The organism is Pseudomonas sp. HS6-2 (genome assembly GCF_049325675.2).
In the GTDB taxonomy this organism is placed as follows: domain Bacteria; phylum Pseudomonadota; class Gammaproteobacteria; order Pseudomonadales; family Pseudomonadaceae; genus Aquipseudomonas; species Aquipseudomonas putida_N.
The window spans coordinates 4,537,410-4,562,223 of record NZ_CM143906.1; the positions used below are offsets into that span (position 1 = coordinate 4,537,410).

The 24,814-nt window shown below is 62.7% G+C and carries 24 protein-coding genes and 1 pseudogene; 16 read left to right on the top strand and 9 right to left on the bottom strand.

Annotation, left to right across the window (positions count from 1 at the left end; translation table 11 throughout):
- The first annotated feature begins 10 nt into the window (after nucleotides 1-10).
- The 13 genes from ACOKS3_RS21205 to ACOKS3_RS21265 all read left to right on the top strand — a co-directional run bounded on the left by ACOKS3_RS21205 (nucleotide 11) and on the right by ACOKS3_RS21265 (nucleotide 13,072).
- A complete protein-coding gene (locus ACOKS3_RS21205; protein ID WP_003821108.1) occupies nucleotides 11-421 on the top strand; it encodes a TIGR03750 family conjugal transfer protein in 411 nt (136 codons plus the stop codon).
- On the top strand, nucleotides 418-1,110 hold the full coding sequence (locus ACOKS3_RS21210; protein ID WP_012614071.1) for a PFL_4703 family integrating conjugative element protein: 693 nt from the start codon (nucleotides 418-420) through the stop codon (nucleotides 1,108-1,110). The genes ACOKS3_RS21205 and ACOKS3_RS21210 overlap by 4 nt, the downstream gene beginning before the upstream one ends.
- Nucleotides 1,107-2,018 carry a TIGR03749 family integrating conjugative element protein gene (locus ACOKS3_RS21215; RefSeq protein WP_004350604.1) on the top strand — a complete coding sequence of 304 codons (912 nt, stop codon included), beginning with the start codon at nucleotides 1,107-1,109 and terminating at the stop codon, nucleotides 2,016-2,018. The genes ACOKS3_RS21210 and ACOKS3_RS21215 overlap by 4 nt, the downstream gene beginning before the upstream one ends.
- Complete coding sequence (locus ACOKS3_RS21220) at nucleotides 2,008-3,426, top strand: TIGR03752 family integrating conjugative element protein (protein ID WP_004350605.1); 1,419 nt, start codon at nucleotides 2,008-2,010, stop codon at nucleotides 3,424-3,426. The genes ACOKS3_RS21215 and ACOKS3_RS21220 overlap by 11 nt, the downstream gene beginning before the upstream one ends.
- A complete protein-coding gene (locus ACOKS3_RS21225) occupies nucleotides 3,407-3,847 on the top strand; it encodes a TIGR03751 family conjugal transfer lipoprotein (protein WP_003149753.1) in 441 nt (146 codons plus the stop codon). Before ACOKS3_RS21220 ends, ACOKS3_RS21225 begins: the two co-directional genes overlap by 20 nt.
- Nucleotides 3,847-6,732: a conjugative transfer ATPase gene (locus tag ACOKS3_RS21230; protein WP_012614070.1), complete on the top strand. Its 2,886-nt coding sequence runs from the start codon at nucleotides 3,847-3,849 to the stop codon at nucleotides 6,730-6,732. Before ACOKS3_RS21225 ends, ACOKS3_RS21230 begins: the two co-directional genes overlap by 1 nt.
- Nucleotides 6,733-6,745: 13 nt before the next feature.
- On the top strand, nucleotides 6,746-7,531 hold the full coding sequence (locus ACOKS3_RS21235; RefSeq protein WP_012614069.1) for a DsbA family protein: 786 nt from the start codon (nucleotides 6,746-6,748) through the stop codon (nucleotides 7,529-7,531).
- Between the two features lie 182 nt (nucleotides 7,532-7,713).
- Nucleotides 7,714-8,208 (top strand): JAB domain-containing protein, encoded by a 495-nt coding sequence (locus ACOKS3_RS21240; protein WP_003821118.1) that lies wholly within the window; start codon nucleotides 7,714-7,716, stop codon nucleotides 8,206-8,208.
- 162 nt (nucleotides 8,209-8,370) lie between these two features.
- A complete protein-coding gene (locus ACOKS3_RS21245; protein WP_003821119.1) occupies nucleotides 8,371-8,817 on the top strand; it encodes a TIGR03757 family integrating conjugative element protein in 447 nt (148 codons plus the stop codon).
- A 17-nt stretch (nucleotides 8,818-8,834) separates the two neighbouring features.
- A complete protein-coding gene (locus tag ACOKS3_RS21250) occupies nucleotides 8,835-9,761 on the top strand; it encodes a TIGR03756 family integrating conjugative element protein (RefSeq protein WP_205301664.1) in 927 nt (308 codons plus the stop codon).
- A gap of 9 nt (nucleotides 9,762-9,770) precedes the next feature.
- Nucleotides 9,771-11,168 carry an integrating conjugative element protein gene (locus tag ACOKS3_RS21255; RefSeq protein ID WP_122048404.1) on the top strand — a complete coding sequence of 466 codons (1,398 nt, stop codon included), beginning with the start codon at nucleotides 9,771-9,773 and terminating at the stop codon, nucleotides 11,166-11,168.
- Nucleotides 11,165-11,536 (top strand): hypothetical protein, encoded by a 372-nt coding sequence (locus ACOKS3_RS21260; RefSeq protein ID WP_003821125.1) that lies wholly within the window; start codon nucleotides 11,165-11,167, stop codon nucleotides 11,534-11,536. Before ACOKS3_RS21255 ends, ACOKS3_RS21260 begins: the two co-directional genes overlap by 4 nt.
- Nucleotides 11,537-11,551: 15 nt before the next feature.
- Complete coding sequence (locus tag ACOKS3_RS21265) at nucleotides 11,552-13,072, top strand: conjugal transfer protein TraG N-terminal domain-containing protein (RefSeq protein ID WP_003821126.1); 1,521 nt, start codon at nucleotides 11,552-11,554, stop codon at nucleotides 13,070-13,072.
- Nucleotides 13,073-13,083: 11 nt separating this feature from the next.
- On the opposite strand, the gene ACOKS3_RS21270 is transcribed toward ACOKS3_RS21265, so the two are convergent.
- The 3 genes from ACOKS3_RS21270 to ACOKS3_RS21280 all read right to left on the bottom strand — a co-directional run bounded on the left by ACOKS3_RS21270 (nucleotide 13,084) and on the right by ACOKS3_RS21280 (nucleotide 14,805).
- On the bottom strand, nucleotides 13,084-13,449 hold the full coding sequence (locus ACOKS3_RS21270) for a DUF3742 family protein (protein ID WP_003821127.1): 366 nt from the start codon (nucleotides 13,447-13,449) through the stop codon (nucleotides 13,084-13,086).
- Between the two features lie 84 nt (nucleotides 13,450-13,533).
- Entirely contained in the window at nucleotides 13,534-14,166 is a 633-nt protein-coding gene (locus ACOKS3_RS21275; protein ID WP_012614066.1) for an RES family NAD+ phosphorylase, read from the bottom strand.
- Nucleotides 14,167-14,178: 12 nt separating this feature from the next.
- Nucleotides 14,179-14,805, bottom strand: coding sequence for an integrase (locus tag ACOKS3_RS21280; RefSeq protein WP_003821129.1), 627 nt, complete (start codon nucleotides 14,803-14,805; stop codon nucleotides 14,179-14,181).
- A 316-nt stretch (nucleotides 14,806-15,121) separates the two neighbouring features.
- Here ACOKS3_RS21280 and mobH point away from each other — a divergent pair, with 316 nt between their 5' ends.
- Complete coding sequence (gene mobH, locus ACOKS3_RS21285; protein ID WP_003821130.1) at nucleotides 15,122-16,993, top strand: MobH family relaxase; 1,872 nt, start codon at nucleotides 15,122-15,124, stop codon at nucleotides 16,991-16,993.
- A 50-nt stretch (nucleotides 16,994-17,043) separates the two neighbouring features.
- Here the strand turns inward: mobH and kdsA are convergent, their stop codons facing one another.
- From kdsA to copM, 3 genes are all read right to left on the bottom strand, one after another.
- A complete protein-coding gene (gene kdsA, locus ACOKS3_RS21290) occupies nucleotides 17,044-17,916 on the bottom strand; it encodes a 3-deoxy-8-phosphooctulonate synthase (RefSeq protein WP_003821131.1) in 873 nt (290 codons plus the stop codon).
- Nucleotides 17,917-18,090: 174 nt separating this feature from the next.
- A complete protein-coding gene (locus ACOKS3_RS21295) occupies nucleotides 18,091-18,348 on the bottom strand; it encodes a glutaredoxin family protein (protein ID WP_003821132.1) in 258 nt (85 codons plus the stop codon).
- Between the two features lie 10 nt (nucleotides 18,349-18,358).
- Nucleotides 18,359-19,060: a CopM family metallochaperone gene (gene copM / locus ACOKS3_RS21300; RefSeq protein WP_003821133.1), complete on the bottom strand. Its 702-nt coding sequence runs from the start codon at nucleotides 19,058-19,060 to the stop codon at nucleotides 18,359-18,361.
- Between the two features lie 180 nt (nucleotides 19,061-19,240).
- Here copM and ACOKS3_RS21305 point away from each other — a divergent pair, with 180 nt between their 5' ends.
- Nucleotides 19,241-19,651, top strand: coding sequence for a hypothetical protein (locus tag ACOKS3_RS21305; protein WP_012614065.1), 411 nt, complete (start codon nucleotides 19,241-19,243; stop codon nucleotides 19,649-19,651).
- Nucleotides 19,652-19,806: 155 nt separating this feature from the next.
- Here the strand turns inward: ACOKS3_RS21305 and ACOKS3_RS21310 are convergent, their stop codons facing one another.
- The 3 genes and pseudogenes from ACOKS3_RS21310 to ACOKS3_RS21320 all read right to left on the bottom strand — a co-directional run bounded on the left by ACOKS3_RS21310 (nucleotide 19,807) and on the right by ACOKS3_RS21320 (nucleotide 23,569).
- A complete protein-coding gene (locus ACOKS3_RS21310; RefSeq protein ID WP_003821135.1) occupies nucleotides 19,807-20,502 on the bottom strand; it encodes a FadR/GntR family transcriptional regulator in 696 nt (231 codons plus the stop codon).
- 104 nt (nucleotides 20,503-20,606) lie between these two features.
- A pseudogene (locus ACOKS3_RS21315) lies at nucleotides 20,607-22,340 on the bottom strand (efflux RND transporter permease subunit); the annotation flags it as partial.
- Nucleotides 22,337-23,569, bottom strand: a complete 1,233-nt coding sequence (locus tag ACOKS3_RS21320) for an efflux RND transporter periplasmic adaptor subunit (RefSeq protein WP_073661980.1) — start codon at nucleotides 23,567-23,569, stop codon at nucleotides 22,337-22,339. The gene ACOKS3_RS21320 and the pseudogene ACOKS3_RS21315, both read right to left, overlap by 4 nt.
- A gap of 119 nt (nucleotides 23,570-23,688) precedes the next feature.
- Between ACOKS3_RS21320 and ACOKS3_RS21325 the strand changes: the two genes are divergently transcribed.
- A protein-coding gene (locus ACOKS3_RS21325; RefSeq protein WP_161789755.1) for an IS630 family transposase occupies nucleotides 23,689-24,718 on the top strand; the annotation gives its coding sequence in 2 pieces (ribosomal slippage) (nucleotides 23,689-24,143 and nucleotides 24,142-24,718; 1,032 coding nt in all).
- Nucleotides 24,719-24,814: the final 96 nt, after the last annotated feature.

Below are 24,814 nucleotides of genomic sequence, written 5' to 3' on the forward strand. Positions count from 1 at the left end.
CGAGGCCGGTATGTCCGAGCAGCAGCACGTCCGTGCGGACGGGACGGTCACGTTCCTTCCGCATCGGCTCAACCGCCACCCTGTTGTCGTGCGCGGCCTCACCGCCGACGAACTGTGGATCTGCTGCGGCCTGTCCGGCGCCGCCGGCCTGCTGGTCGGCGCGCCGCTGTCCTGGGTGTTCCGCACGATCGCCATCGCGCCGACGTTCGTCGTCCTGGGCGTGGCCCTGGGCGTCTTCATCGGCGGCGGCATCCTGCGCCGGCTCAAGCGCGGGCGCCCCGACACCTGGCTGTACCGGCAACTGCAATGGCGCATCGCCACGCGCCATCCACTGATGGCGGGATGGGTAGGCGGCCACGTGCTGATCTCGCGCTCCGGCTTCTGGTCCACCCGAAGGTCCGTTGCAAGGGGGGCACGATGAGCCGCTTCAAGAACGAGATCACCCACCTGCAGGCGCACATCAAGACCTTGCGCCTGGGCGCGGGCGCGCTGGTCATTGTCGCCCTGGTCATGGGCGGCGGCTGGTGGAGCGCGCCGCGCGACCTGACCATCCACGTCCCGCCCGACCTGCGCTCTGGCAGTACCCGCAAGTGGTGGGAAGTGCCGCCCGAATCGGTCTATGCGTTCACGTTCTACGTGTTCCAGACGCTGAACCGCTGGCCGACCAATGGCGAAGAAGACTACTCGCGCAACCTCCACACGCTCTCGCCGTACCTCACCCCGTCCTGCCAGGCCTTCCTTCGCGCGGACTACGACTACCGCCGCTCCACCGGCGAGCTACGCCAGCGCGTGCGCGGCATCTACGAGATTCCCGGCCGCGGCTATGGCGACGACCCCACGGCGCGCGTGCGCACCGTGTCCGATCGCGACTGGGTGGTGACGCTGGACATCACGGCGGACGAGTACTACGGCGCCGAGCAGGTCAAGCGCGCCCTGGTGCGTTATCCGATCAAGGTCACGCGGGTGGACGTCGATCCCGCCCGCAACCCGTTCGGCCTGGCGCTGGACTGCTACGAAGGCGCGCCCCAGCGCATCAGTGCACCGGAGCCGGCGCGCCCGGCGTCGAGTGGCCTGTCTCCGCAAGCGCCTCAAGGAGGAAACACCCCATGAAGCATCCTGTACTCGCGCTGCTGGGGCTACTGGCCGTGGCCGCGGCACCCGTCGCCCAGGCGGTGGAGATCCTGCGTTGGGAACGCATGCCACTGGCAGTGCCGCTGAAGGTCGGTCAGGAACGCATCGTGTTCATCGACCGGAACGTGCGCGTGGGCGTGCCCGCGGGCGTGGGCGAACGCCTGCGCGTGCAGAGTGCGGGTGGCGCGGTGTACCTGCGCGCCAGCGAGCCGATCGAGCCCACGCGGTTGCAACTGCAGGACGCCGACACGGGCGCGCTGATCCTGCTGGACATCGCAGCCGAACCGCCCAAGGACGGGGAAGCCGAGCTGGAGCCGGTGCGCATCGTCGAGGGTGACAGCGCACCGGGACGCTATGGCGAGCAGGCCGACAGTGCCGAGGCCCCGGCACGCGCCCAGGGCCAGGCAGGTGCGCGGACCGCGCGGCGCGAAACTCCGGTCCCTGTCGTGCTGACGCGCTTCGCCGCGCAGAACCTCTACGCACCGCTGCGCACCGTCGAGCCGCTTCCGGGCGTCATGCGGGTCAACCTGCCCCGCGACCTCGACCTGGACACACTGATGCCAACGCTGCCGGTGCGCGCGGTCGCGCTCGCGTCGTGGCGCCTGGAAGACCAATGGGTGACTGCCGTGCGCCTTACCAACACCGGCGCCGACTGGGTCGCGCTCGACCCGCGCGTGCTGCAAGGCGATTTCCTCACCGCCACCTTCCAGCACGAGGCGCTGGGCCCGCGCGGCACGCCCGAGGACACGACCGTCCTCTACCTGGTCACGGGCGGCCGCGGCCTCGCGCAGTCGCTGCTGCCGGCGATTCACCGCTTCGACCCTGCCGTGCATCTGCCGCAGCCGGACGGCGACGAGAACGCCAAGGAGGCCCGCCATGCGCAGTAACGGCCTGCTCAAGTGGCTGATGATCCCTGTCGCCATCCTGGTGCTGTTCGTCGGTATCCGGCTGTTCTCGGGTGGAGGCAGCACGGCGCCACCCGCGGCGGACAACGGCGCCCAGCTCACGCCCGAGGAAATGAAGGCGCTGGGCATCGAAGGCGACACCCCGCGCGACACCGTGGCGACGCTCGTTGCCCAAGTGAAGCAGTTGCGCACCGAGCTTCAGACCGCGCTCTCGGACAACAAGTCGCAGCGTGAAGAGAACCAGCGACTGCGCCAGCGCGAGAACTCCATCGACCAGCGCATCAACTCGGCGCTCGAATCCGAGCGGTCCAACCTGCGCCGCGACCAGGAGCAGGCGGCCAGCGCGCGCCAGCAGACCGAAGGGCTGCTCGCCGACCTGCAGCGGCGCCTGGACAGCATCGGCGGGCGCGGCGGCGGCCATGCGGACCTGCCCGTGGGCCTGGGGCTGCAGGGCGGCGACGAGGCCGGCATGGAGGGCGGCGTGCGGTGGGTCGAGCCGGACGACGCAAAGCCCGCCGAGGGGCGCAACGGCGGTCGTGGCGCGAGCGGCGGAATGAGCTTCCCCACGAGCTTCGGCCCGGCGCAGAGCACGCTCGAAACCACCGCGGAAACCGTGGCCAACGCGGGCGCCCGCGCCTCTGGGGTCAAGAGTGCCAAGCCGGTCTATACCGTGCCGACCAACTCCACGCTCATGGGTTCGGTCGCCATGACCGCGCTGATCGGCCGCGTGCCGATCGACGGCACGGTCAACGATCCCTATCCGTTCAAAGTCCTGGTCGGGCCGGACAACCTGACCGCCAATGGCATCGACATTCCCGACGTGGCCGGCGCCGTGTTCAGCGGCACCGCATCGGGCGACTGGACGCTTTCGTGCGTGCGCGGCCAGGTGCGCAGCATCACGTTCGTCTTCAACGACGGCACGATCCGCACGATCCCCGAAGACCGCGAGGGCAACCAGCAGAACAACCAGCAACGCGACGGCTTGGGCTGGATCAGCGACCCGCACGGCATCCCCTGCGTCAGCGGCGAGCGGCGCAGCAACGCCCAGCAGTACCTCGGCTCGCAGGCCCTGATCACCGCGGCCGGTGCCGGCGTGGCCTCGCTCATCGAGAGCGACAGCGGCCGCATGTCCTATGTCGGCTCGGACGGCTCCATCGGCACCGTGGGCATCACCGGCCAGGAAGCGGTCGGCCAGATTCTCGCGGGCGGTGTCCGGGACATGTCGGCCTGGGTCAACAAGCTCTACGGCCAGGCGTTCGCCGCCGTCTATGTGCAGCCCGGCGCCAAGGTCGCCGTCCACCTCGAAAAACCGCTCGCCATCGACTTCGATCCCGAAGGCCGCAAGGTCGATCACCGCGCAGGAGAAAGCCATGCTCTCGAACTCGATTAAGGGCCTGGTGCTGGCCCTCGCCGTCGCGGTGCTCGGCGGCTGCGCCACCAGCAAGGAAAAGCTGCTGACCCACGGTGACCGCACGATGATGGACATCTGGCAGCAGGAGGCCGGCGACGGCGGTGGCGCAGCCGGACGGAACGCCGGCCGCCAGCTGCTCGATGCGCGCCAGAGCCTGCGTCGGCCCCTGACCGACGCCGACGTGCAGGCCGCACCTGTCGAGCAGATGCGCTACACGCGCACCGCGCGCAATGAGGTCCACCGCCAGTTCCAGCGCCTGCCCAATCCCGATCTCGTGATGTACGTGTACCCGCATCTGGCCGGCACCGATCCCGTGCCGGTGCCCGGCTACACGACCGTCTTCCCGCTCTACCAGCGCATCCAGTACGCGATGCCGGGCGAGCGCGTGGAGGACTACTGATGCGGTGGAAACTCCCATGGCCGAAGCTGGCCGGCGCCGGCTCCAGTAGCCCGGCTAGCGATGAGCAGCCGGACAGCTGGCAGCGCCACGTCGAGGCCTTGCGCCAGGCCGGCATCCCCGAACCCGGTTCGGCAGTCCACGGCCGCAAGCCAGCGACCGTGGCCGACGAGCAGGCGCTGTACGACGTTGCGCCGTCCTTCGTGGAACTGCTGCCCTGGGTGGAGTTCTTGCCCGGGTCGAAATCGATGCTCCTGGAGGATGGCCAATCGGTGGCGGCGTTCTACGAACTGGTGCCGCTGGGCACCGAAGGCCGGGAACCCGGCTGGCTCGCGCATGCCCGCGACGCCCTGGAAAACGCGCTTCAGGACAGTTTCGATGAACTGGACGAGAACCCGTGGGTGCTCCAGCTCTATGCCCAGGACGAACCGAGCTTCGACCAGTACATGCAGACCTTGCGCGATTACGTGCAGCCACGTGCGCGCGGCTCGGCGTTCACCGAGTTCTACTTGCGCTTCTTCGGCCACCACCTGCGCGCTGTGGCCAAGCCCGGCGGCCTGTTCGAGGACACGGTGGTCACGCGGCTGCGCTGGCGCGGCCAGACGCGGCGGGTGCGCATGGTGATCTATCGCCGTGCAACTGGGCAGGCAAGCCGCCGCGGCCAGACGCCCGAGCAGATGCTGAACATCGTCTGCGACCGCCTGTGCGGCGGCCTGGCGAACGCCGGCATCCAGGCACGGCGCATGGTCGCAGCCGACGTCCACGACTGGCTGCTGCGGTGGTTCAATCCGCGCCCGGCGATGCTTGGACCGAGTGCAGAGGACCGGGAGCGCTTCTACGCGCTGGCGCGCTACCCCGACAGCACCGAAGAAAGCGAGGCCGGCGAAATCGAGCTGGCGAGCGGGCGGGATTTCAGCCAGCGGCTGTTCTTCGGCCAGCCACGCTCCGACGTGGAGCACGGCACCTGGTATTTCGACGGCATGCCGCACCGCGTGCTGATCACCGACCGGCTGCGCATGCCGCCCGGCACCGGACACCTGACCGGCGAGACCCGCAAAGGGGATGCCATCAACACGCTGTTCGACCAGATGCCGGAAGACACCTTGCTGTGTCTCACGATGGTCGCCACGCCGCAGGATGTCCTGGAAGCGGATCTCAACCACCTGGCGAAGAAGGCCGTGGGCGAGACGCTGGCGTCGGAGCAGACGTTGAAGGACGTGCAGGAAGCCCGCTCCCTCATCGGCAGCGCACACAAGCTCTACCGGGGGACGCTGGCATTCTACCTGCGCGGACGCGACGAAGCGGAACTGGACCGGCGCGGCCTGGACCTGGCGAACGTGATGCTCAATGCTGGCTTGCAGCCGGTGCGCGAGGACGACGAGGTGGCGCCGCTCAACAGCTACTTGCGGTGGCTGCCATGCTGCTACAACCCCGGCCAGGATCGGCGCAAGTGGTACACCCAACTGATGTTCGCTCAGCACGCGGCGAACCTGTCGCCGGTGTGGGGCCGCGCTCAAGGTACGGGGCACCCGGGCATCACGATGTTCAACCGCGGTGGCGGGCCGATCACCTTCGACCCGCTCAGCCGCCTGGATCGGCAGATGAACGCCCATCTGTTCCTGTTCGGCCCCACCGGCTCCGGCAAGAGCGCCACGCTCAACAACCTCTTGAATCAGGTCACGGCCATCTACCGACCGCGGCTGTTCATCGTGGAGGCTGGCAACAGCTTCGGCCTGTTCAGCGACTTCGCACGCATGCTCGGGCTGACGGTAAACCGGGTCAAGCTGGCCCCAGGTTCGGGCATCAGCCTCGCGCCATTCGCAGACGCGCGTCGGCTGATCGAGACGCCCAGCGACGTGCAGACGCTCGACGCCGACGCGCTGGATGAAGACCCGCCACCAGATGCCTCGGCCATGGAGGCGGACGAGCAGCGCGACGTGCTCGGCGAACTGGAGATCACGGCGCGGCTGATGATCACGGGCGGAGAGGACAAGGAGGAAGCCCGGATGACGCGGGCTGACCGCTCGCTGATCCGTCAGTGCATCCTCGACGCCGCCGAGCACTGCGTGGCCGACAAACGCACGGTGCTTACGCGCGACGTGCGCAACGCGTTGCGCGCCCGCGGCCAGGACCCGACGCTGCCCGAAATGCGCCGCGTGCGGCTGCTGGAGATGGCGGATGCGATGGACATGTTCTGTCAAGGCACGGACGGCGAAATGTTCGACCGCGACGGCACGCCGTGGCCCGAAGCCGACATCACCTTGGTTGACCTCGCGACATACGCCCGCGAGGGCTACAACGCGCAGCTCTCCATCGCTTACATCAGCCTGATCAGCACGGTGAACAACATCGCCGAGCGCGACCAATACCTGGGACGCCCGATCATCAACGTCACCGACGAAGGCCACATCATCACGAAGAACCCGCTGCTCGCGCCCTACGTCGTGAAAATTACAAAGATGTGGAGGAAATTGGGGGCCTGGTTCTGGCTCGCGACGCAGAACATCGACGACCTGCCGCGCGCCGCGGAGCCCATGCTCAACATGATCGAGTGGTGGATCTGTCTCAGCATGCCGCCCGATGAAGTTGAGAAGATCGCGCGGTTCCGCGAACTCTCGCCCGCGCAGAAGGCGCTGATGCTTTCGGCGCGCAAGGAAGCGGGGAAATTCACCGAAGGCGTCATCCTCTCCAAGAGCATGGAAGTGCTGTTCCGCGCCGTGCCGCCGTCCCTGTACCTCGCCCTCGCGCAGACAGAACCCGAGGAGAAGGCCGAACGCTACCAGCTCATGCAGCAGTACGGCTGCACCGAACTGGAAGCGGCTTTCAAGGTGGCCGAGAAGATCGACCAGGCCCGCGGCATCGAGTCGCCGGCCCTGGAACTGTCGTAAACCGGAGAACGCCATGGAACAGAAACGTCCTTCCATTCCGATGCAGGTCCAGGCGTTCCGCCGTCGCCGCTGGCGGCCTCGCTGGCCCTGGGTATTGGCTGCTGCGCTGGTCGCGCTGCTGCTGATCTGGCTGGTGTCCCGGACGCCCGGCGAATCCTCAGCGCCGTCGCGCGCGCCGGTCAGCACGGCGCAGGTCGCTGGGCCACCCTGGCAGATGGGCAACCCGGAAGGCCGTTTCACGCTGACGCTCTATGCCGACCTGGAATGCCCGTTCTGCCGGGAGTATTTCCCGCAGCTCAAGCGCTGGGTCGGCAACAACACCGACGTGGCGCTGCAATGGCATCACCAGCCGCTGGCCGCGCACGAGCCTGCCGCGTCGGCCGAGGCACGTCTGGCCGAGTGCGCCGCCGAAGCGGGCGGGCATGCGGCGTTCTGGCAGGCGGTCGAATGGGTCTATGCCCACACGCGCAGCGACGGCCAGGGCTTGCCCGATGGCTTGCGTTACCCCGAAACAACGTCAGCCATCGAACAGTGCATGGCTAGCGAGCGCCCCAACGTGGCCATCCGCGCGCAGGCCGCGGAAGCCACCAAGAGCGGCGTGACCGCCACGCCGTCGCTGCGACTGCTCGATCGCCAGACGGGCCAGGCCATCCTGTTGCAGGGGCCGATCGAGGGCGATGCCTTGCTCTCGGCCATGGACCTGCTGGCGGCCGGGGAAATGGCCAGCGACGCGCCGGGTTCGCCCGCCACCCCCACATCCGAAATGCCTGCCGACGTTGTCGGCGACATGCCCAGGTAGCCCTCGGTCTTGAAGGCTACGGCGCGGCTCGCCGCGCTGACCGCTACCCGTTCGCTTTCGCATCCTGGCCGCGAACAATCACCGCCGCGCGGTGATGGATGCACCTTGTTCCGCTGTTTCCATCCCCAGGAGGGCTTGCCCTCCCAGGGTGGCGCCCTCCGCTCACTTTCTGGAGGTCCGCCATGTCTCTCGTCGCCAACGACTCCTGCGTGGAGCCACGTTTTGCCCCCATGTCCCAATCCGATGACTGGATCATCCGGCAAGCCATCGCGCTGCTGGAGCAGCGGGTCTTCAAGAAGGGGCCATCCCTGGAGAGGCCTGCCGCCGTCAAGGACTACCTGCGCCTGAAACTGGCCGCCGAGCCCAATGAAGTCTTCGCCATCGTGTTCCTCAACAGCATGCACGAGGTGCTGGCCTACGAGCCGATGTTCAGAGGCACGATCCATTCGACCTCGGTGCATGCGCGTCCGATCGTGCAGCGTGCCTTGGAACTGAATGCGGCAGCGGTCATTTTTTCTCACCAACACCCTTCGGGCTGCACGGAGCCGTCGAGCGCGGACCGTGCGTTGACCCAAACGCTGAGGGCCGCGTTGTCGCTGATCGACGTGAGGGTGCTGGATCACCTCATCGTCGGCCAGGGCACGCCGTACTCGTTCGCGGAATCCGGCCTGCTGTAGCGACGGCATCGGCTCCCTGATCCACGCGGAGGCTTCGGCCTCCGCTTTTTCATGGGCGCGAGACAAGCAGGTATGCGGGCAGTGCGCGATGCGCATTGTTTGTTGGGGCCGCGTCGGCTTCGCGTTTGACTACTGCTCTGATCAACTTCAAGGGCACGCGACATGACAGCATCCCTTTCCAGGTTCGCGCCGGGCTGGCGAACCCTCGGCCGGGCCGTGGCGCTGCCGGCAGCCCTGGCCGTTTTCAGCCCGGCCACCTTCGCCGCCGACGTGGTGGTCGTCACCGACAGCCGCCACCCGGTCAAGACCATGGGCGGCGAGCGGCTGATCGAGCTGGACGAAGCCCACAGGATTGAAGCGGAGCTTTCCGCGGGACTGCCCACCGACCCCGAACAGGCGACGGCCATCGTCAAGCGCCGGCTGAATGGCGGCGGTGCCGATCTGCAGCGACGCATCGCTTCCGCATACCAAGGCGTTACCGACGCATGGAGCCTCGGCATCACCAGCCTCCCGGCCGTGGTGGTGGACAGGCGCTATGTGGTCTATGGCGAGCCGGATGTGGCTCGCGCTGTCGCGCGCATCGAGCAGCACCGGAGGACCCAGCCGTGACCCGACCATTCGACCTGATGCGCCGCCTGCGCGCTGGCGTGGCTTCGTTGCTGCTGCTCAGCGCCACGGGCAGCTACGCCCTCAATACAGCGACCATCATCGGCTCGGTGGCATCGCCCGATTGCCTCGAATACCGCGTCGTCGGCATCTGCTACTGGCTCTACTGCACATGGACGGGCTGCACCGTGCGCACGTCGATCAAGGTGCGCCACTACATCCCCGATGCAGTGGTGTCGTCGTACTCGAATACCGGAGAAAACCCCTGGGTCGAAGTCCAGGCAATGAGCACGCCCAACCCGTCCGCCCAAGCTGGCGGCGACGGAACGACGAACGAGGATCACGAAAACAGCCTCGCCAAATTCAAGAACGCGGATGTCATCGGTCACCCCGGCGCAGAGGTGTTCAACCAGTTCGTCTCTTCGTCAGGCTACTTCTGTGAGGGCGCGGGCACGGCGTTTATGCCGTACTTGCTCAGCACCCTGGATACGCTGGCCTGGCGCTACAACGTGCCCGAGATGGCCTACCCGGAAGCGCTGATTCCGGGCCGGCGCGAAGTCGGTGCCCGTACCACGATGAATCTCTGGGGCAACGTGTATCCCCGTGGCGGCTTCCTGCACCAGACCGACGACTTCAAGGCCGGCGCAGTGGTGGCCCAGCGTGCGGGCGATGTGGTCACGCGCCGCGGGCAGATCCACGTCTATCAGCCGTTGCTTGCCAACTCCCGTGACGGCTACTGGCCGGCCGGCGCGCTGATGGAGGGCGATGCCTCGACCGGCAAGTGGCAAGAACTCACGCCCGTCCTGTCCTCGTCCTGCACGGTCTTCCCGCGCAGCGGCTTCCTTACCCAGGCCCAGCAAGGCGACTACGCATGGGCGCTGTGGCGGCCGTATGCCTGCTGCGAGCGCCGGGGCCAGGTGTTCCTGGGCAGCGTCGATTTCCTCTGAGGGGGTGCCATGAAGTTCCGTCCTGCATTCAATCCGTTCTCCCGCCGGGTACGTCGCACGGAGATCGTCCTGGCACTGGCCGGCGCGCTCGCGCTGGGCAGCGGCGTGGCCTGGGGTCAACTGGGATACCAGACCAGCGGCAGCGTCATCGGCGATGACGTCATGTACTCGATCGGTGGCGGCAACGCCGTGTCGATGGGACGTGCAGCCGGCATGCGCTCCATCGGTGTCGGCGTGGGTTGGAACAGCAACTTGATCTGCGGCGACATGAGCATCCAGACCACGTTGAAGAACCAACTTAACGGCATTACCAACGGCTTCCAGCAAATCATGTCGTCGGTGATCCAGAGTGCCACCAGTGCGGTGGCATCGTTGCCCGCACTGATCATCCAGCGGGCCGATCCCGGTCTGTACAACCTGCTCACCAATGGCGTGCTGCAGGCGCGGCTGGATTTCGACCGCAGCAAGCTGACGTGCCGTGCCATGGCCGAGAAGATGGCCGAAACGGCGGGCGGCCAACTCGGCTGGAGCCAGATGGCCGAAGGGCTGGCGCTGCGCGATGCCGTGTCGAGCACGGATGCGGTCTCGGCCATCGAGCAGGCCGAGACGCGCCGCGGCAATGACGGCGTGCCGTGGGTCGGGGGCAGCAACGCGGGCGGCTCCGGCCAGCCCGCGATCAAGGTCGTCGGCGATGTCACCCGCGCTGGCTACAACCTGGTCAACGGCCGCGGCGTGACCGACACCTCGTCCATTGCGCCGGCCAGTTGCAGCAGTCTCTCGTGCCAGACCTGGACCTCGCCGCAGGCTGCCGTCGAGTGGGCCACGCGCGTGCTCGGCGAGAAGGAGCAGCGCACGTGCGATACCTGCACCAAGACCGAGACGACGCCGGGCGTCGGGCTCACGCCGCTGATCCAGGAGGAGTACGACGCCAAGCTGCAGGCGCTCCAGGACCTGGTAACCAAGGCCAAGAACACGACGCCGGAGAACCTGCGCGAAGCTGGCAGTGCGTCGCTGCCGATCACGCGCGGCGTGATCGAGGCGCTGCGCGACGAGCCCGACCAGCACCTGCTGTCGCAGCGCCTCGCGTCCGAGGTCGCGCTGGCATCCGTGCTGGAGAAAGCGCTGCTGCTGCAGCGCACGCTGCTCACGGGCAAGAAGGAGCCCAACGTCGCGGCGAACGAACTTGCCGTGGAGGCGGTGAACCACGAGAGCGACACGCTCGACCGTGAGATTCGCAACCTCAAGACCGAACTGGAGCTGCGGCGCGAACTGGCGAACAACTCGCCCATGGCGATCATCCAGCGCCACGGCGCGCGCGCGGCCGGTTCGCGCGGCATCTACGAGGGCGATCCTGTGCCGGACCGTCTCGACCAGCTCCAGAAGGGCAATCCGGGGAGTCGGCCATGAGCCCGGCGCGCATGGCCTGGCGGCCGCTGCGCTGGTTGTTCAGCCGGCGCGCGGCGAAGACGCTGCTGTGGCTGGTGCTTATCGTTGCCGCCGCAGTGGGGGCGAACGTCGCGGGCATCAACCTGGTCGGCAGCGTTGCAGGCTGGGAACGGTGGCTGGCGGCCTCCGCAGGGTATTTCTTCATCTGGCGGCTGTGCGTGTACGCGGCAACGGCCTATGGATGGTTCTGGATGCGCCGCCGGGTGCTGGCCCGCGAAGACCAAAGCGGGACAGATGGGCAGGCGCGGCGCCGGCTGATCCGTACCGAGGTCGCCGGCGTCGTCGCCATCGTCGCGCTGGAAGCCAGCCTGTTGATGCAGGCCGCTTGAGGGGAGATCGGGGCCATGACGCTCTTCACGACCGACTATCTGGAGTACTACCTCACCCTCGTGTCCTGGATCGTCAACAACGGTATCTGGGCCGTGCTGGTGTCCAGCGGGGTGTTCGCGCTGCCTTTCGTCGCCATCGTCGTGCAGGAGTGGCTGAAGGCCCGCGCGGAAGGCGCTGACGAGGGCAACAAAGGCGTTCTGAGTGCCGCCCGTATCGAGAACCGGGTGTTCGTCGCGATCGTGGTGGTGATGTTCGCGGGCATTCCGTTCATCGACGTGGACCTCAGCACCATCCAGTACGACAGCTCGCGCTCGGCGCAGTGCCAGGTCAGCGTGCCGCAGCCCACGGAAACCGGCTGGTCGCAGTCCTTCAGCACCATCAACAACCAGTCGGCGAAGGTGCCGGTCTGGTGGGCTTTCATGCACGCGCTCTCGCGCGCCGTCACGAGCGCCTCGGTAGCGGCGATCCCGTGCGGTACGGACCTGCGGCAGATGAGGATGGAGATCGACGCGACCCGCATTGACGACCCGGTACTGGCTCAGGAGGTCGCGGACTTCTCGCGGGATTGCTATGGGCCTGCGCGGGCCAAATTGTTCATGCAGCGCCCGGATCTCGATGAGCAGCAGATGCACGACGTAACCTGGATCGGCTCGCGCTTTTTCACGGACACGGGTGGCTACTACGACAGCTACCGCTCCAGCACGGCGCGCGAGGCATGGCCCTATGACGACACCCGCGATGCAGGCCTCGCGCAGGTTGCCAATGGTGGCGGCTACCCGACCTGCAGGCAGTGGTGGTCAGACGGCAGCAACGGCCTGCGCGCGCGGCTGCTGGGGCAAGTGGACCCGACCCTGCTGAATCGCCTGGCGGGCTGGGCCGGGTTCCTCAGCCGGGCCGAGGTGGACGATTCGGTGATCCGCGCCATCGCGTCACCGCGGCAGCAGAAACTGAACCAGGGCAGCGTCTATACGGACTACGGCGGCCAGATCGACAAGACCCTGCCGAACATCGTGACGCGCGCCACGGGCGACGTGGGGATGGCAGTCGGCGCGATTGCCGCGTTTCCTGCCATGGATGTCGTGCGCCAATCCCTGCCCATGATCCTCGCCTTACTGAAGATGGCGCTGGTCATCTGCATCCCGCTCGTGCTGGTTGTGGGCACCTACGACCTGAAGACGGTCGTCACCGTCAGCGTCGTGCAGTTCGCGCTGTTCTTCACGGACTTCTGGTTCCAGCTCGCACGCTGGATCGATTCAACGATTCTGGACGCGCTTTATGGCTGGGGCTTTGGCTGGAACCGGCCGCACACCAACTTTGACCCGCTGGTAGGGTTGAACAACGCCTTCGGCGACATGCTCCTGATGTTCGTCATGGGCACGATGTTCCTGGTTCTGCCGGGATTCTGGCTGGCGAGCCTTACCTGGGTTGGGATTCGGGCCGGGCACGTCATCCAGGGACTTTCCGATGGCAGCAAGAGCGCCGGCCAAGCTGGCGGCAAGGGTGCCGGGGCGCTCACCGGAGGAAAACTGAAATAGCGCGAGGCCGGTCAGTCGTCGGTGTACAACTCGTGCGACGTGTCGTTGTACAGGTTGGGATCGTAGCCCGGCGTCTTGCGCAGCTCGGTGAGGTCGGTGAAAGGCCACTCGTCCTCATCCGAAGTATTTGCAGCAGCAGCCCATCCCGCCGCCGCAACGCCCAGCATCACGAGTGCAAACCAAAACGCAACGTAGAGCAGCACCCCCAGTACAGCCAGCTTGGCTACCCACACGAGCGCGGTAGCGCCAGCTCGCGGCATGCCCTTGGACACCAACCAGTTCGACGCCCGCCGTTCGCGTCGCGCATAGGCACGCCATCCGCGGCCAAAGGCGCGGCCGAGGCGTTCTGCGGTGCTGGTGCGGGTCGTCGTGTTCATGGTCGTCTCCTGCTGTTGAGGAATGCCTATTCCAGTTTGCTCCACTTCATTCGGTTTGCGGCTTCAATGTGTTTTCTTGCTGCTTCAGGACGCTTCGTCATCCGGCCCCACCGGGCCGGGGTCGGGTTCAACGCCGATGCGGTAGGTAACAACGAAACGCGGCCAGTCCACATGGTCCACCAGGTCGATGTCCTCGATGACGCCAACCTTCGCTCCCGCACGCTCGAACAGGGCGATGCTCTTGGCGGGATAGTTGTTGCGCGACGGATAGAGCACCCCGTCGAACAGCGCCTGGCCATCATCTCCGAGCATCGCATGCACCTGGGCGGACACCCGCTGCGTGTGCGTGTAGTCGCGGCTGGCCAACTGCTCCAGGTTCAGGCCGAAGTAGCCCGCCATGACGCCCTGCGCCGTGAGATCGGCCAGAAACACGTCGTCCATCACGCCTACTGCGCGCACCATCCGGGCTTGGACTTCTTTCAGCGCGATCGAGCGTTGCGTGTCCGCAAGCCACTGGTGCTTGTGAAACACCGACTCCATCAGCGCCGTGGGCAGGTCGCGCCCCAGGTAGAGCACGCCGTAGGCCCCCGCTGGGTCATCGTAGCGATTCGTGCTGCTGCGGCCATAGTACAGCGGGCTGCCCCGATAGACGACGCGGCTCACATGCTGGAGCAGTTCACCGGCATCGATCAGGAACGAAGGCAGCTCGTGGCTCATGGCGGTCTCGCTTCAATGCACCTGGACGCCCAGCACGTTGAACACGGCCTCGGCCACGTCATCGATCGTGCCATGCGTCACCGCATCCACGGGCGAGCGACCACCCAGGCCTTCGAGGGGTTCGGACAGCGCGCGGTAGATCGTCCAGTGGTCGATGCCCTCGACCTCCTGGAGCACGGTTTGGGTCAACTGCTGCTTCACCGGGTCGAGCTGCCAGTCGGGCAGCTTCTGGCCGCGCGGCCCCACGTTCAGCGCCAGCAGCCGACGGGCGAGGATGTCCTTGTAGATTTGCTGGCGCGACTTGTCCGCCAGCTTGGCGAACTCGGCAGGCGGCAGGTTGTCCGGCTGGTTGAAGGCTTCCAGCAGCAAGGCGCGGCCTCGCTGGACATCGGTTTCAGCCGGTGTCCAGCGCGTGTCGGAGCGCAACGCGGCCGCCTTGCGCTGCAAGGCCTGCGCCACCGTTTCACCTTCCAGGTTGGCGGGCAGCGTCACCGCCTCCACGCGCTCGTGGATGAACGCCTGCAACTCAGCCGCGAACGCCGGTGCATCCCGGATTTCGACGGTATCGGCGAAGCGTCGCACATCCTCCACCGTGACTCGCGGCAGCCGGTCGGCAATGAATTCGATCGCAGTGGGCATGGTCAGCTCCCAGGTAGGTTTGAGACAGGATTCACTCTAGTCTCCTTTGTCGCATTTGTCAACTTAGTCGCCCGGGTGGGAGCCTACCTGGCGGTGTAGCGCCCCGGCAGCATAGGCCGGGGCCCAGCGCCAGGTCGCCGTCTAATCCATTCGTGCGGGTTCCGCATTGACGCTGGAGCCGCAGCCCAGGCCCCGCTATACCGAAACGGTTAAAGGCCAAAGGGTCGAAACGGCAAGGGAATGGGGTGCAAGGGGAAAGGCCCTACCTTGAAAAGGCCAAAAGGCCTCCCGCCCGGCCCGCCATCAGGACACCGACATGCTCTCCCTGTTCCAGCGAAAACGGCCCCCGGTCGCTGCCGCGCCGTCGCCAGCACCCGCCACCGACCTCCCGAAAGGGTTGATGCGGCCGGAGTCGGCCGCATCGTTGCTCGCCACCCCGCGCCGGCAGAAGCTGCTGGAACACATCTGGCAGCGCACCTCGCTTTCGCGCAAGCAGTTCGCCTCCCTGTACCGCGCGCCGCTGGAGCGCTACGCCGAGCTGGTCCAGGCCTTCCCGGCTTCCGAAGCGCATCACCATGCCTACCCGGGCGGCATGCTCGACCATGGCCTCGAAATCGTCGCCTACAGCCTAAAGCTGCGGCAGTCCCATCTGCTGCCCATCGGGGCCAGCCCCGAAGACCAGGCGGCGCAGGCCGAAGCCTGGACTGCGGCCGTCGCCTATGCCGCACTGCTCCATGACATCGGCAAGGTGGCCGTCGATCTGCACGTCGAGCTGGCCGACGGCAGCACCTGGCACCCATGGCACGGCCCGCTGCGCCAACCGTACCGCTTCCGCTACCGCGACGACCGCGAGTACCGGCTTCATAGCGCCGCGACAGGCTTGCTGTACCAGCAATTGCTCAATCGCGATCTGCTGGACTGGCTCAGTGGCTATCCATCCTTGTGGGCGCCGCTGCTCTACGTCTTGGCTGGGCAGTACGAGCACGCCGGGGTTCTGGGCGAGCTTGTCGTGCAGGCCGACCGCGCCTCCGTCGCCCAGGAGCTGGGCGGCGATCCCGCGCGCGCCATGGCCGCGCCCAAGCACTCGCTCCAACGCAAGCTGGTCAACGGGCTGCGCTACCTGCTCAAGGAAGAGCTGAAACTGAACCAGCCGGAGGCCTCCGATGGCTGGCTCACCGAGGACGCGCTGTGGCTGGTGAGCAAGACAGTCTCGGACAAGCTGCGCGCGCACCTGCTGTCCCAGGGGGTCGATGGCATCCCCGCGAACAACACGGCCGTGTTCAACGTGCTACAGGATCATGCCATGTTGCAGCCCACCGCCTCCGGCAAGGCCATCTGGCGCGCAACTATTACCAGTGAGAGTGGCTGGTCCCATGCCTTCACGCTCCTGCGCCTGGCCCCGGCGCTGATCTGGGAGCCCTCGGAGCGACCCAGCCCATTTGCGGGAACCGTGACCGTGGACAACGCCGGCGAGGCCGAGGACGGGCCGCGCCCGTCCGCACCCGACGCTGCATTGCTACCTGGAGCAGCGGTGGCAACGGAGAAGGAGCCCGCAGCAAGCAGCCGTCCAGATCAGTCGGGCGGAAGTCACGCCATACCTCCCAGCACGCAGCGCAATCCGGCCGACCCACTGGAAAGCATGCTGGCGATGTTCGAGACAACGCCTGAGCCGGAGCAGTCCGTCGAAGCCCCGCCAGAGGGTGCCGACGATGCAGCGGTGCCGCTCGACCCTCCCGCATCGGCCCCAGGTCCTTCGGCGCCGACCGCCGCGCCTGCGCCGCACGATTTCGCCTCATTTACCGGGCGGCCATCGGGCGAGCATTTCATGGCCTGGCTGAAACAGGCCGTCCAGACCCGCAAGCTCATCATCAATGACGCCAAGGCCCTGGTACATACCGTGTCCGACACGGTTTACCTGATCAGCCCTGGTGTTTTCCAGCGCTACGCACAAGAGCATCCAACCATTGGGCCGCTTGCGAAGGACGCGGCCCTGCAGGACTGGCAGTGGGTGCAGAAGCGCTTTGAAAAACTCGGACTCCACAGGAAACAGCCATCGGGTCTGAACATCAGGACGTGCGAGGTCATGGGACCGCGCAAAACGCGCCAGGTGCATGGCTATTTGCTCGAAGACCCATCGCACATATTCGATGCCGTTCCACCGAACAATCCTTATCTGTCGCTCAAATAGCCGACTAAGAGGGGAAGTGCCACACGTTCTGTTTGAACGGGTGGCAAGCTTCAGTCGATCCGAAGAGGCTCGAACGACTTGACGAGTTGGTCCACCGCCTTGACCTGCCGCAGCAGCGGTTCGAGCGTGTCCAGTGGCAGAGCGCTGGGTCCGTCACAACGTGCATGCGCCGGGTCGGCGTGTGCTTCGAGGAACAAACCGCCAATGCCGACCGCCATGCCGGCCCGCGCGAGTTCGGGCAACTGTTGGCGACGCCCACCCGAAGCCAACGCATCCGCTTCTCGCCGCTGCAGGCTATGGGTTACGTCGAACACCAGTGGCAGGCCACTGCTGGCAACGCTCATTTCGCGGAAGCCCAACATGTCCACGACGAGATTGTCGTAGCCGAACTGCGTGCCACGCTCGCACAGCAGGACGCGCGGGTTGCCAGCCTCGTGCAGTTTGTGGACGACATGCCTGATCTGGCCCGGGCTGAGGAACTGCGGCTTCTTGACATTCACTACCCGACCGGTGCGGGCAATGGCGGCCACCAGATCGGTCTGCCGGGCCAGGAAGGCCGGAACTTGCAGTACGTCGGCAACGGCAGCGACCTGCATGGCCTGCTCAACCTCATGCACGTCGGTCAAGACTGGGCATCCGAACCGCGACTTGACCGCATCGAGGACCCGCAGCCCTTCCTCCAGGCCGACACCTCGGAAAGAATGGATCGACGAGCGATTGGCCTTGTCGAACGACGCCTTGAAAACGAAGGGTATCCCCAGCTTGCGCGTCACCTCCGCGAAGTGCTCAGCCGCAGCCAGGGTCGTATCGAGATCCTCGATGACGTTGATGCCGCCGAACAGCACGAACGGCAGGTCGTTGGCGACTGTGATGCCCTCGGAAATGGCGACGTGCAGGGAGGTGGCTGATGATGTCGATCGCATAAAAATTCCTCTCGTGATGTCAACGACCGCAGGCGAAAGCGCCGAGCGTCGTCGGCGAAGAATGCCTCACGGTCTTGAGCTTTGCGTGCAGACGCGTCCACAACAGCGCTTACAGGGTCCGACCGGGGTCCGCACCGGCGACTCCGCCCGTGACCACGGTCTTCCTTCAGCGGCTCACTGAAGACCGAGCGCCTTCATCAGCCTCGGCTTCTGGCTCGCGAAGGTGCCATAGAAGACCTCGTCGCCGACGATCGTGATCGGGGCCACGCGCACGCCGGTTCGTGACTTGGCCTCCGCGGAAATCTTCGGGTCGGTCAGGTCGCGCTCTTCAAACGCGATGCCCTGCTGGGACAACCACTCCTTTAGTGCCCGGCAGTCCGGGCAAGTTGGAGTGCTATAGATGAGGATGCGCGGGGTGTTGGCTTGGTTCATGGTCGTGCCTTCACTTGCCCCGAGCGACAAGCCAACTCTTCATCATGGCGATCTCGCCTTCCTGCGCGGAGATGACCTCCTGAGCCAACTTGCGGACCTCCGGGTTCTTGCCGTACTGCAGCGCCACCTTGGCCATGTCGATCGCACCCTGGTGGTGCGGGATCATGCCGCGCATGAAGTCCACATCGGCGTCGCCGCTGAAGTCGATCATCATGTCCGCATGCATGCGGTCGTTGCCGGCACGGTAGGCGGCCGTCGAGGCATCGCCCGAGCTGCCGGCCGCCGCCTGCTGGCCGTTGTCGCCCAGCCACTTGTTCATCATGGCGATCTCGCCTTCCTGCACGGTGATGACCTCCTGGGCCAGCTTGTGAACCTCCGGGTCCTTGCCGTACTGCAGCGCCACCTTGGCCATGTCGATCGCGCCCTGGTGGTGCGGGATCATGCCACGCATGAAATCGACGTCGGCGTTGCCAGTGAACTGCGCTCCCATCCCGGCGTGCATCTGGTCGTTCACGGCGCGATACGCGGTCGTGGAAGGACTGTCATTGGCCGAGGCGCTGGAGGGCATCGCGTGCCCTTGGTGACCTCCGCCCGCACTGGCCTGCATCGCTTCACCCGACGGGACGACCACCTTCTTCTGGACGGCCATCAGGCCGGCGGCGACCACGACGGCGCCCGCAATGAACAAGAGGCTGAACTTGTTGACCTTCATGAAAAAACTCCTTGAATGAGGTTGATGGGTTCACTGTAGGGCCTCCCATTGTTGGAAGGTCAAGCCCTTATTTCGCCCGTCACTTGGCGCTGCACGGCGGTGTGCCCATGCCCATTTCAGTTGCAAGTAATTCTCAACAAAGGTAGGATGTTAGGACGTTAATAGCGAGAGTCCAGGATCATGTCCCAGCAACCGAAAGTTCACGACACCAGCGATTTCCCCATCGTCCGCTTCGACGGCGCAAGCATCTACAACGGATACAGCAGCGCCTGGTGCGCGGAAATGGATGAACTCGTCGCCTGCGGAAAGCCCTTCGTGCTTATCTACGTCGCGGGAGGGCCAGAAGAGACTCTCGACGATCGCGCTCAGCGCGGCGTCTGGCTGAAGACTCACAAGGAGACGCTTGGCGGCACATTGCTCGCGCTCATCCACGTCGAACCGGATTCGGATAAGCGAGCCCAGTTGGAGGCCATGCTGCCAAAGCTCGTCCAGGCTTTCGGTACACCGCAGTCCACCCGGGCCACCCACGCCGATGCCGAGGCGCTGGCCCGGTATGTCCTGGCGGGTGGTCGCGTCGAAGATTCGATATGAACAGCACCGTCCGGTCGCTGTAGCGCACCAAGGGCCTATCCATGAGGACCGGCTACCGCGTGCTCTCCGGGAAACAACCCGCGTTCCGATCAACGGGGCCGGCGACCGGCTGCTCGATGGAAAGCGGCATTGCCAGCGCGGGAGTCGCGCTCGGATCAACCCGATTTCTCAAGTGCCGCAATCAGCGGAGCGACCACGTTCCGCACAGCCGCCGCAGCTGCTTCTCCATCCTGGCGCTCGATAGCATCCACGATCGCCTCATGGGTCGCGAGACCCGGCTCGGGCAGTTCCTTGTCCTTCAGCGCAGTCAGCGTGTTCATGCGGACCGAGTTCGCGAAGTAGCGGTACAGCTCAGCCAGCGCGCCGTTGCCGCACATCCCGGCGATCGCGCAGTGGAAAGCCGTATCGGCCTCGGCAAAGGCCGCGCTCGATGCGTGTTGCTCCTGCTCGCCGCGGGCCTTCAACAGTCGGCGCAGCAGCCCAACGTCCGCCTTGGACCGATGCACCGCGGCCAACCTGGCCGCCTCGGTTTCCAGCATGCAGCGCAACGCGAAGTGCTCTCGCAAGCCGGAACGCCCGACACGGCGCATGACCTCGGCCGGATCGATATTGGTTCGCACGTAGGTGCCATCACCCTGGCGGACTTCCAGGACCTGGCCGTGCGAGAGCACGCGAATGGCTTCCCGCACCGTGTTGCGGCCAACCTCCAGCATCTCGGCCAGTTCCTGCTCCCTGGGGATGCGCTCGCCGACCTTCCAGGCGCCTCCCTCGATCTGGCCGCGGATCAGCTCAATCGTCGAATCGACGAGCGAACGCCGCGGCGCCTGTGGGAGTGTGAAGCGGTTATTCATCGCGGTTCTCAAATGACGTAGAGACGGGAGCCCATCGGACCTCGATTGTAGCAACTCAGGCCTTATACATAGGATGATTCTATGTATTTGACAAAAGAGCAATATTTATCCTGAGCAGGCACAAAACCACCAGGAACCTGTTTGAAGCCCAGGAAGGTCAGTGCCAGAAAACCAGCATACAGAATGAGTACAATTGTACTTCCGCGAACGATACGTCGAATCGTCCCAACATAGGAATTCGACAGGCTATCAAAGAAACGGTTAAAACGACGGAAAAAAGATCCGAAAAAACGATCCATTACACGAGTCAACAAATCTTGCTTCTCTATACCTTGATGTGGTTTCAGTAGTACGGAAGCTAATGCCGGAGACAATGTTAAGGAGTTGATAGCCGATAAAATCGTTGAGATAGCAATCGTCAATGCAAATTGACGATAGAATTCGCCCTGAAGCCCCGAGAGGAATGCTGATGGAATAAACACAGCTGCCAGTACTGAGGTAATAGCCAGAATTGGCCCCGTTACCTCGTCCATTGCTTTTCTTGCGGCGTCTTTTGGTGAGAGTCCTTTTGCAATATGGCGCTCAACGTTCTCAACCACAACGATTGCATCATCAACAACAATACCAATTGAAAGAACCAGACCAAATAAAGATAGCGTATTGAGTGAGAACCCAAATACATCCATTAATGCAAACGTACCCACTAATGAAATAGGCACTGCGATCAATGGGATGATTGATGCTCTCCATGTTTGCAAAAATAGCATCACGACCAGCACAACTAATATTGTGGCCTCTAATAAAGTCGTCGTGACAGATTTCAGGGAAGCACTAACAAACACGGTCGGATCATAAGCGATACTGTACTGAATACCTTCCGGAAACCTTACTTTCAGGCGTTCCATTGTTGACCTTACCGATGCAGACACCTCAAGTGCATTGGCGCCCGGGGTCATAACAATCTGCATACCCACTGCATTTTTATTATTTAGTAAACTCCTCATGGAGTAGTTATCTGAACCGAGTTCAAGACGAGCCACATCACGCAAGCGCGTAATTTGTCCGTCATCTCCGGTTTTAATAACTATATCGCCGAACTGTTCCTCAGTAGTTAGGCGCCCTAAGGCATTCACAGTGACCTGGAATGATGACGATGCATTAGGTTGCTGTCCGACAGAGCCAGCCGCTACCTGAACGTTTTGTTCTTTAATCGCAGCAGTGACATCACTTGATGTTAACCCTCTGGAAGCCACTTTATTAGGATCTAACCATACTCGCATGGCATATTCCCCTTCACCTCCCAGCGCTATGCTTGCGACACCTGGTAAGCGTGAAAGCTCATCACGTACGTTTAACATTGCATAGTTAGAAACATAAAGTGGATCATAACGCTCATCAGGAGAGAACAAATGCACCACCATAAGAATATCCGGCGAGGTTTTTTCAGTCACAACCCCTATTTGCTGGACTTCCGTTGGTAGCCGAGGCAAAGCCCGTGATACCCGATTCTGAACCTGAATTTGCGCAATATCGGGGTCAGTTCCCTGTCTGAAAGAGATGGTTAAAATCATTCGGCCGTCAGAAGCAGTTTGAGAACTCATGTAAAGCATGCCTTCAACCCCATTGATGGCTTGCTCAAGCGGGGCGGCAACAGTATCTGCTATTACATTGGGGTTTGCTCCGGGGTAGCTTGCCGTTACCTGAACGGTTGGCGGTGTTACGGACGGATATTCACTGAGAGGAAGTTGAAAAAACGCTAAAGAACCCGCTATCAGCATAAAAACTGATAAGACAATTGCAAATATGGGGCGCTGGATGAAGAAATGAGGAAATTTCATTTACTACCTCCCTCATTTTTGCCATTCGATTTTTTAGATGCACCTTCAGGCTGCCTCTCAGGTACGCTCAACAGCGTTTGCATCGATACGATGTCTGGCGTAACGGCCATCCCCGGTCGTACGAGCCCTTTTATGATAATTTTTTCCCCGGCCTTCAGACCGTCGCTGATAACACGTAATCCATCGACCATTGGCCCCAACACTATCGGGCGATACTGCGCCTTATTATTGGCATCAACAACAAGGACATACTTATTGCCCTGATCTGTGCCTACGGCTTGATCGTTTACCAAAATTACTTTTTGCTCACTACCAGTGCCTAACTGAACTCTGGCAAATGCTCCAGGAGTAAGAAGACCATCAGCATTCGGGATAATAGCCCGGACACGAACAGTGCCGGTATTACGATCAATTTGGTTGCCAACAAAATCAAGCGCCCCCCCGTGCGGATACCCCTTCTCATTTGCCAGACCTATATGTACGGGTAATTTTTCGTTGCTACGTCCGACAACATCAGGCCGAGCCTTACTGACAGTATTGAGATATGTCGCTTCATCAATATCAAAATAAACATATAAAGGGTCGGACGAAACGATTGTTGTCAATAGAGTCGCGGCCCCCCCCTGGCTGCTGCTAACCAAGTTACCTTCAGTTACTAAAATCCGATCGATACGGCCATCAATTGGCGCAGTCACACGCGAGTATGACAAATCCAGCTTTGCTGCTTCGACTGCAGCCTTCGATACCTGAACCTGTGCAACGCGGGCATTTTTCTCAGAAGATGCATCATCATAGTCTTTACGCGAAACAGCACCTCCGTTTACCAGACGGCTAATACGCTCGTAATTGCGGCTTGCCTGGAACGCCTGAGCTTCTGCCTGTCGTAATTGCGCTTGTGCACTATCAAGCACAACCTGGTAGGGCCGCGGATCGATTTGAAATAACATCTGTCCTTTCTGAACCAGACTTCCCTCCGGCACCGTAACAGATTCGATTGCCCCTCCTACCCTGGGGCGTAGCTCCACTGTTTTAATAGCCGCTAAAGAACCGGTAAATTCAGCAGAAGGTATAATATTCCGTGATACGGCAACAGCCACGGGTACCTGTGGACCTGCAGGCGCATTTGCAGTTTTTTTTTGCGTTTCGCTTGCATCATCATTTGCAAGTACCACTTCTGTATTGGCTGTCACTGCAACTGCCATCAGCAATATCCCAACTTTCATTTTCATCATAACGATCCTTTCATTCACCAAAACTCTTCGGCCAGTCCGAAGTTGGCGTCTGTAGTAATACCAATTGTCTTAAAAGTTTGATCTAATAGTGGTATTCATATTCGAGTGATTTTGATATGCATACAGCCGACGACTTTAAACAATTAGCAAAGCAAACCTCCAACGGGCAACTGCGAACCCGCTATCTAGCTTTGTATCATTTCAAGAATGGGGAAACACGAACCCAGATAGCAACTTACCTTGGGGTTGCCAGAGGCAGTGTTAATACCTGGGTATCCAACTATCTGGCGCACGGACTTGAAGGTCTGCAATCCAAACCTAGTCCGGGTAGACCCTGTCAGCTCTCCGTCTCCCAGCGAGAACAGATCGCACATTTTATCAAAGAAAATGCGGTTAAAAAGGAGGGGGGGCGTTTGATTGCACAGGATGTACGACAATACATTAGCGACACCTTCCAAATCGATTATCAGTTGCGAAACGTATACCGCATCATGGATGCGCTCGGTTTCAGTTGGATAACCAGTCGCTCTAAACACCCTAAACAATCACAACAAACCCAGGACACTTTTAAAAAATTTCCTGCTGGAAACGATCCTTCACACTCCCGGTCATCTTCCTCTGGATCGCGTTGACGTCTGGTTTCAAGACGAAGCACGATTCGGTCAGCAAAATCAGACGTCCAGAATATGGGCAGCCAAGGGCAGCAGGCCAAGAGTAGTAAAGCAACAGCAATTCGATTATGGCTATGTCTTTGGGGCGGTGTGTCCGAGCAATGGTAATACTCAGGCGCTTATCAGCCCTCTTGTGAATAAAGAGGTGATGAAGCAGCATCTGAAATTAATAAGTGAAGCGACAGAGCCTGGGCGTCATGCCGTTGTTGTAATGGATGGCGCGGGCTGGCATACGATCGATACGGCCAGCCCATTTACCAATGTCAGTCTGTTAAAACTCCCACCTTATTCTCCGGAGCTGAACCCGATGGAGCAAGTATGGCAATGGTTACGGCAACGTTGCTTATCAAACCGCGTATTTCGAGGTTACGAAGAAATAGTGGAACAGGTCTCTCGCGCTTGGAATACATTCATTGCGGATGTTGAACGAGTCAAAAATCTCTGTTGGAGAGAGTGGATAAAGTTGGTCAATTAATTAATGCAATTGGTATAATTTCTTACAGGCTAAAGCTTGTAGTAACTGGAAGGTCAAGGGGGAGGATGATAAAAACTTAGAAAGATCGCACTGATA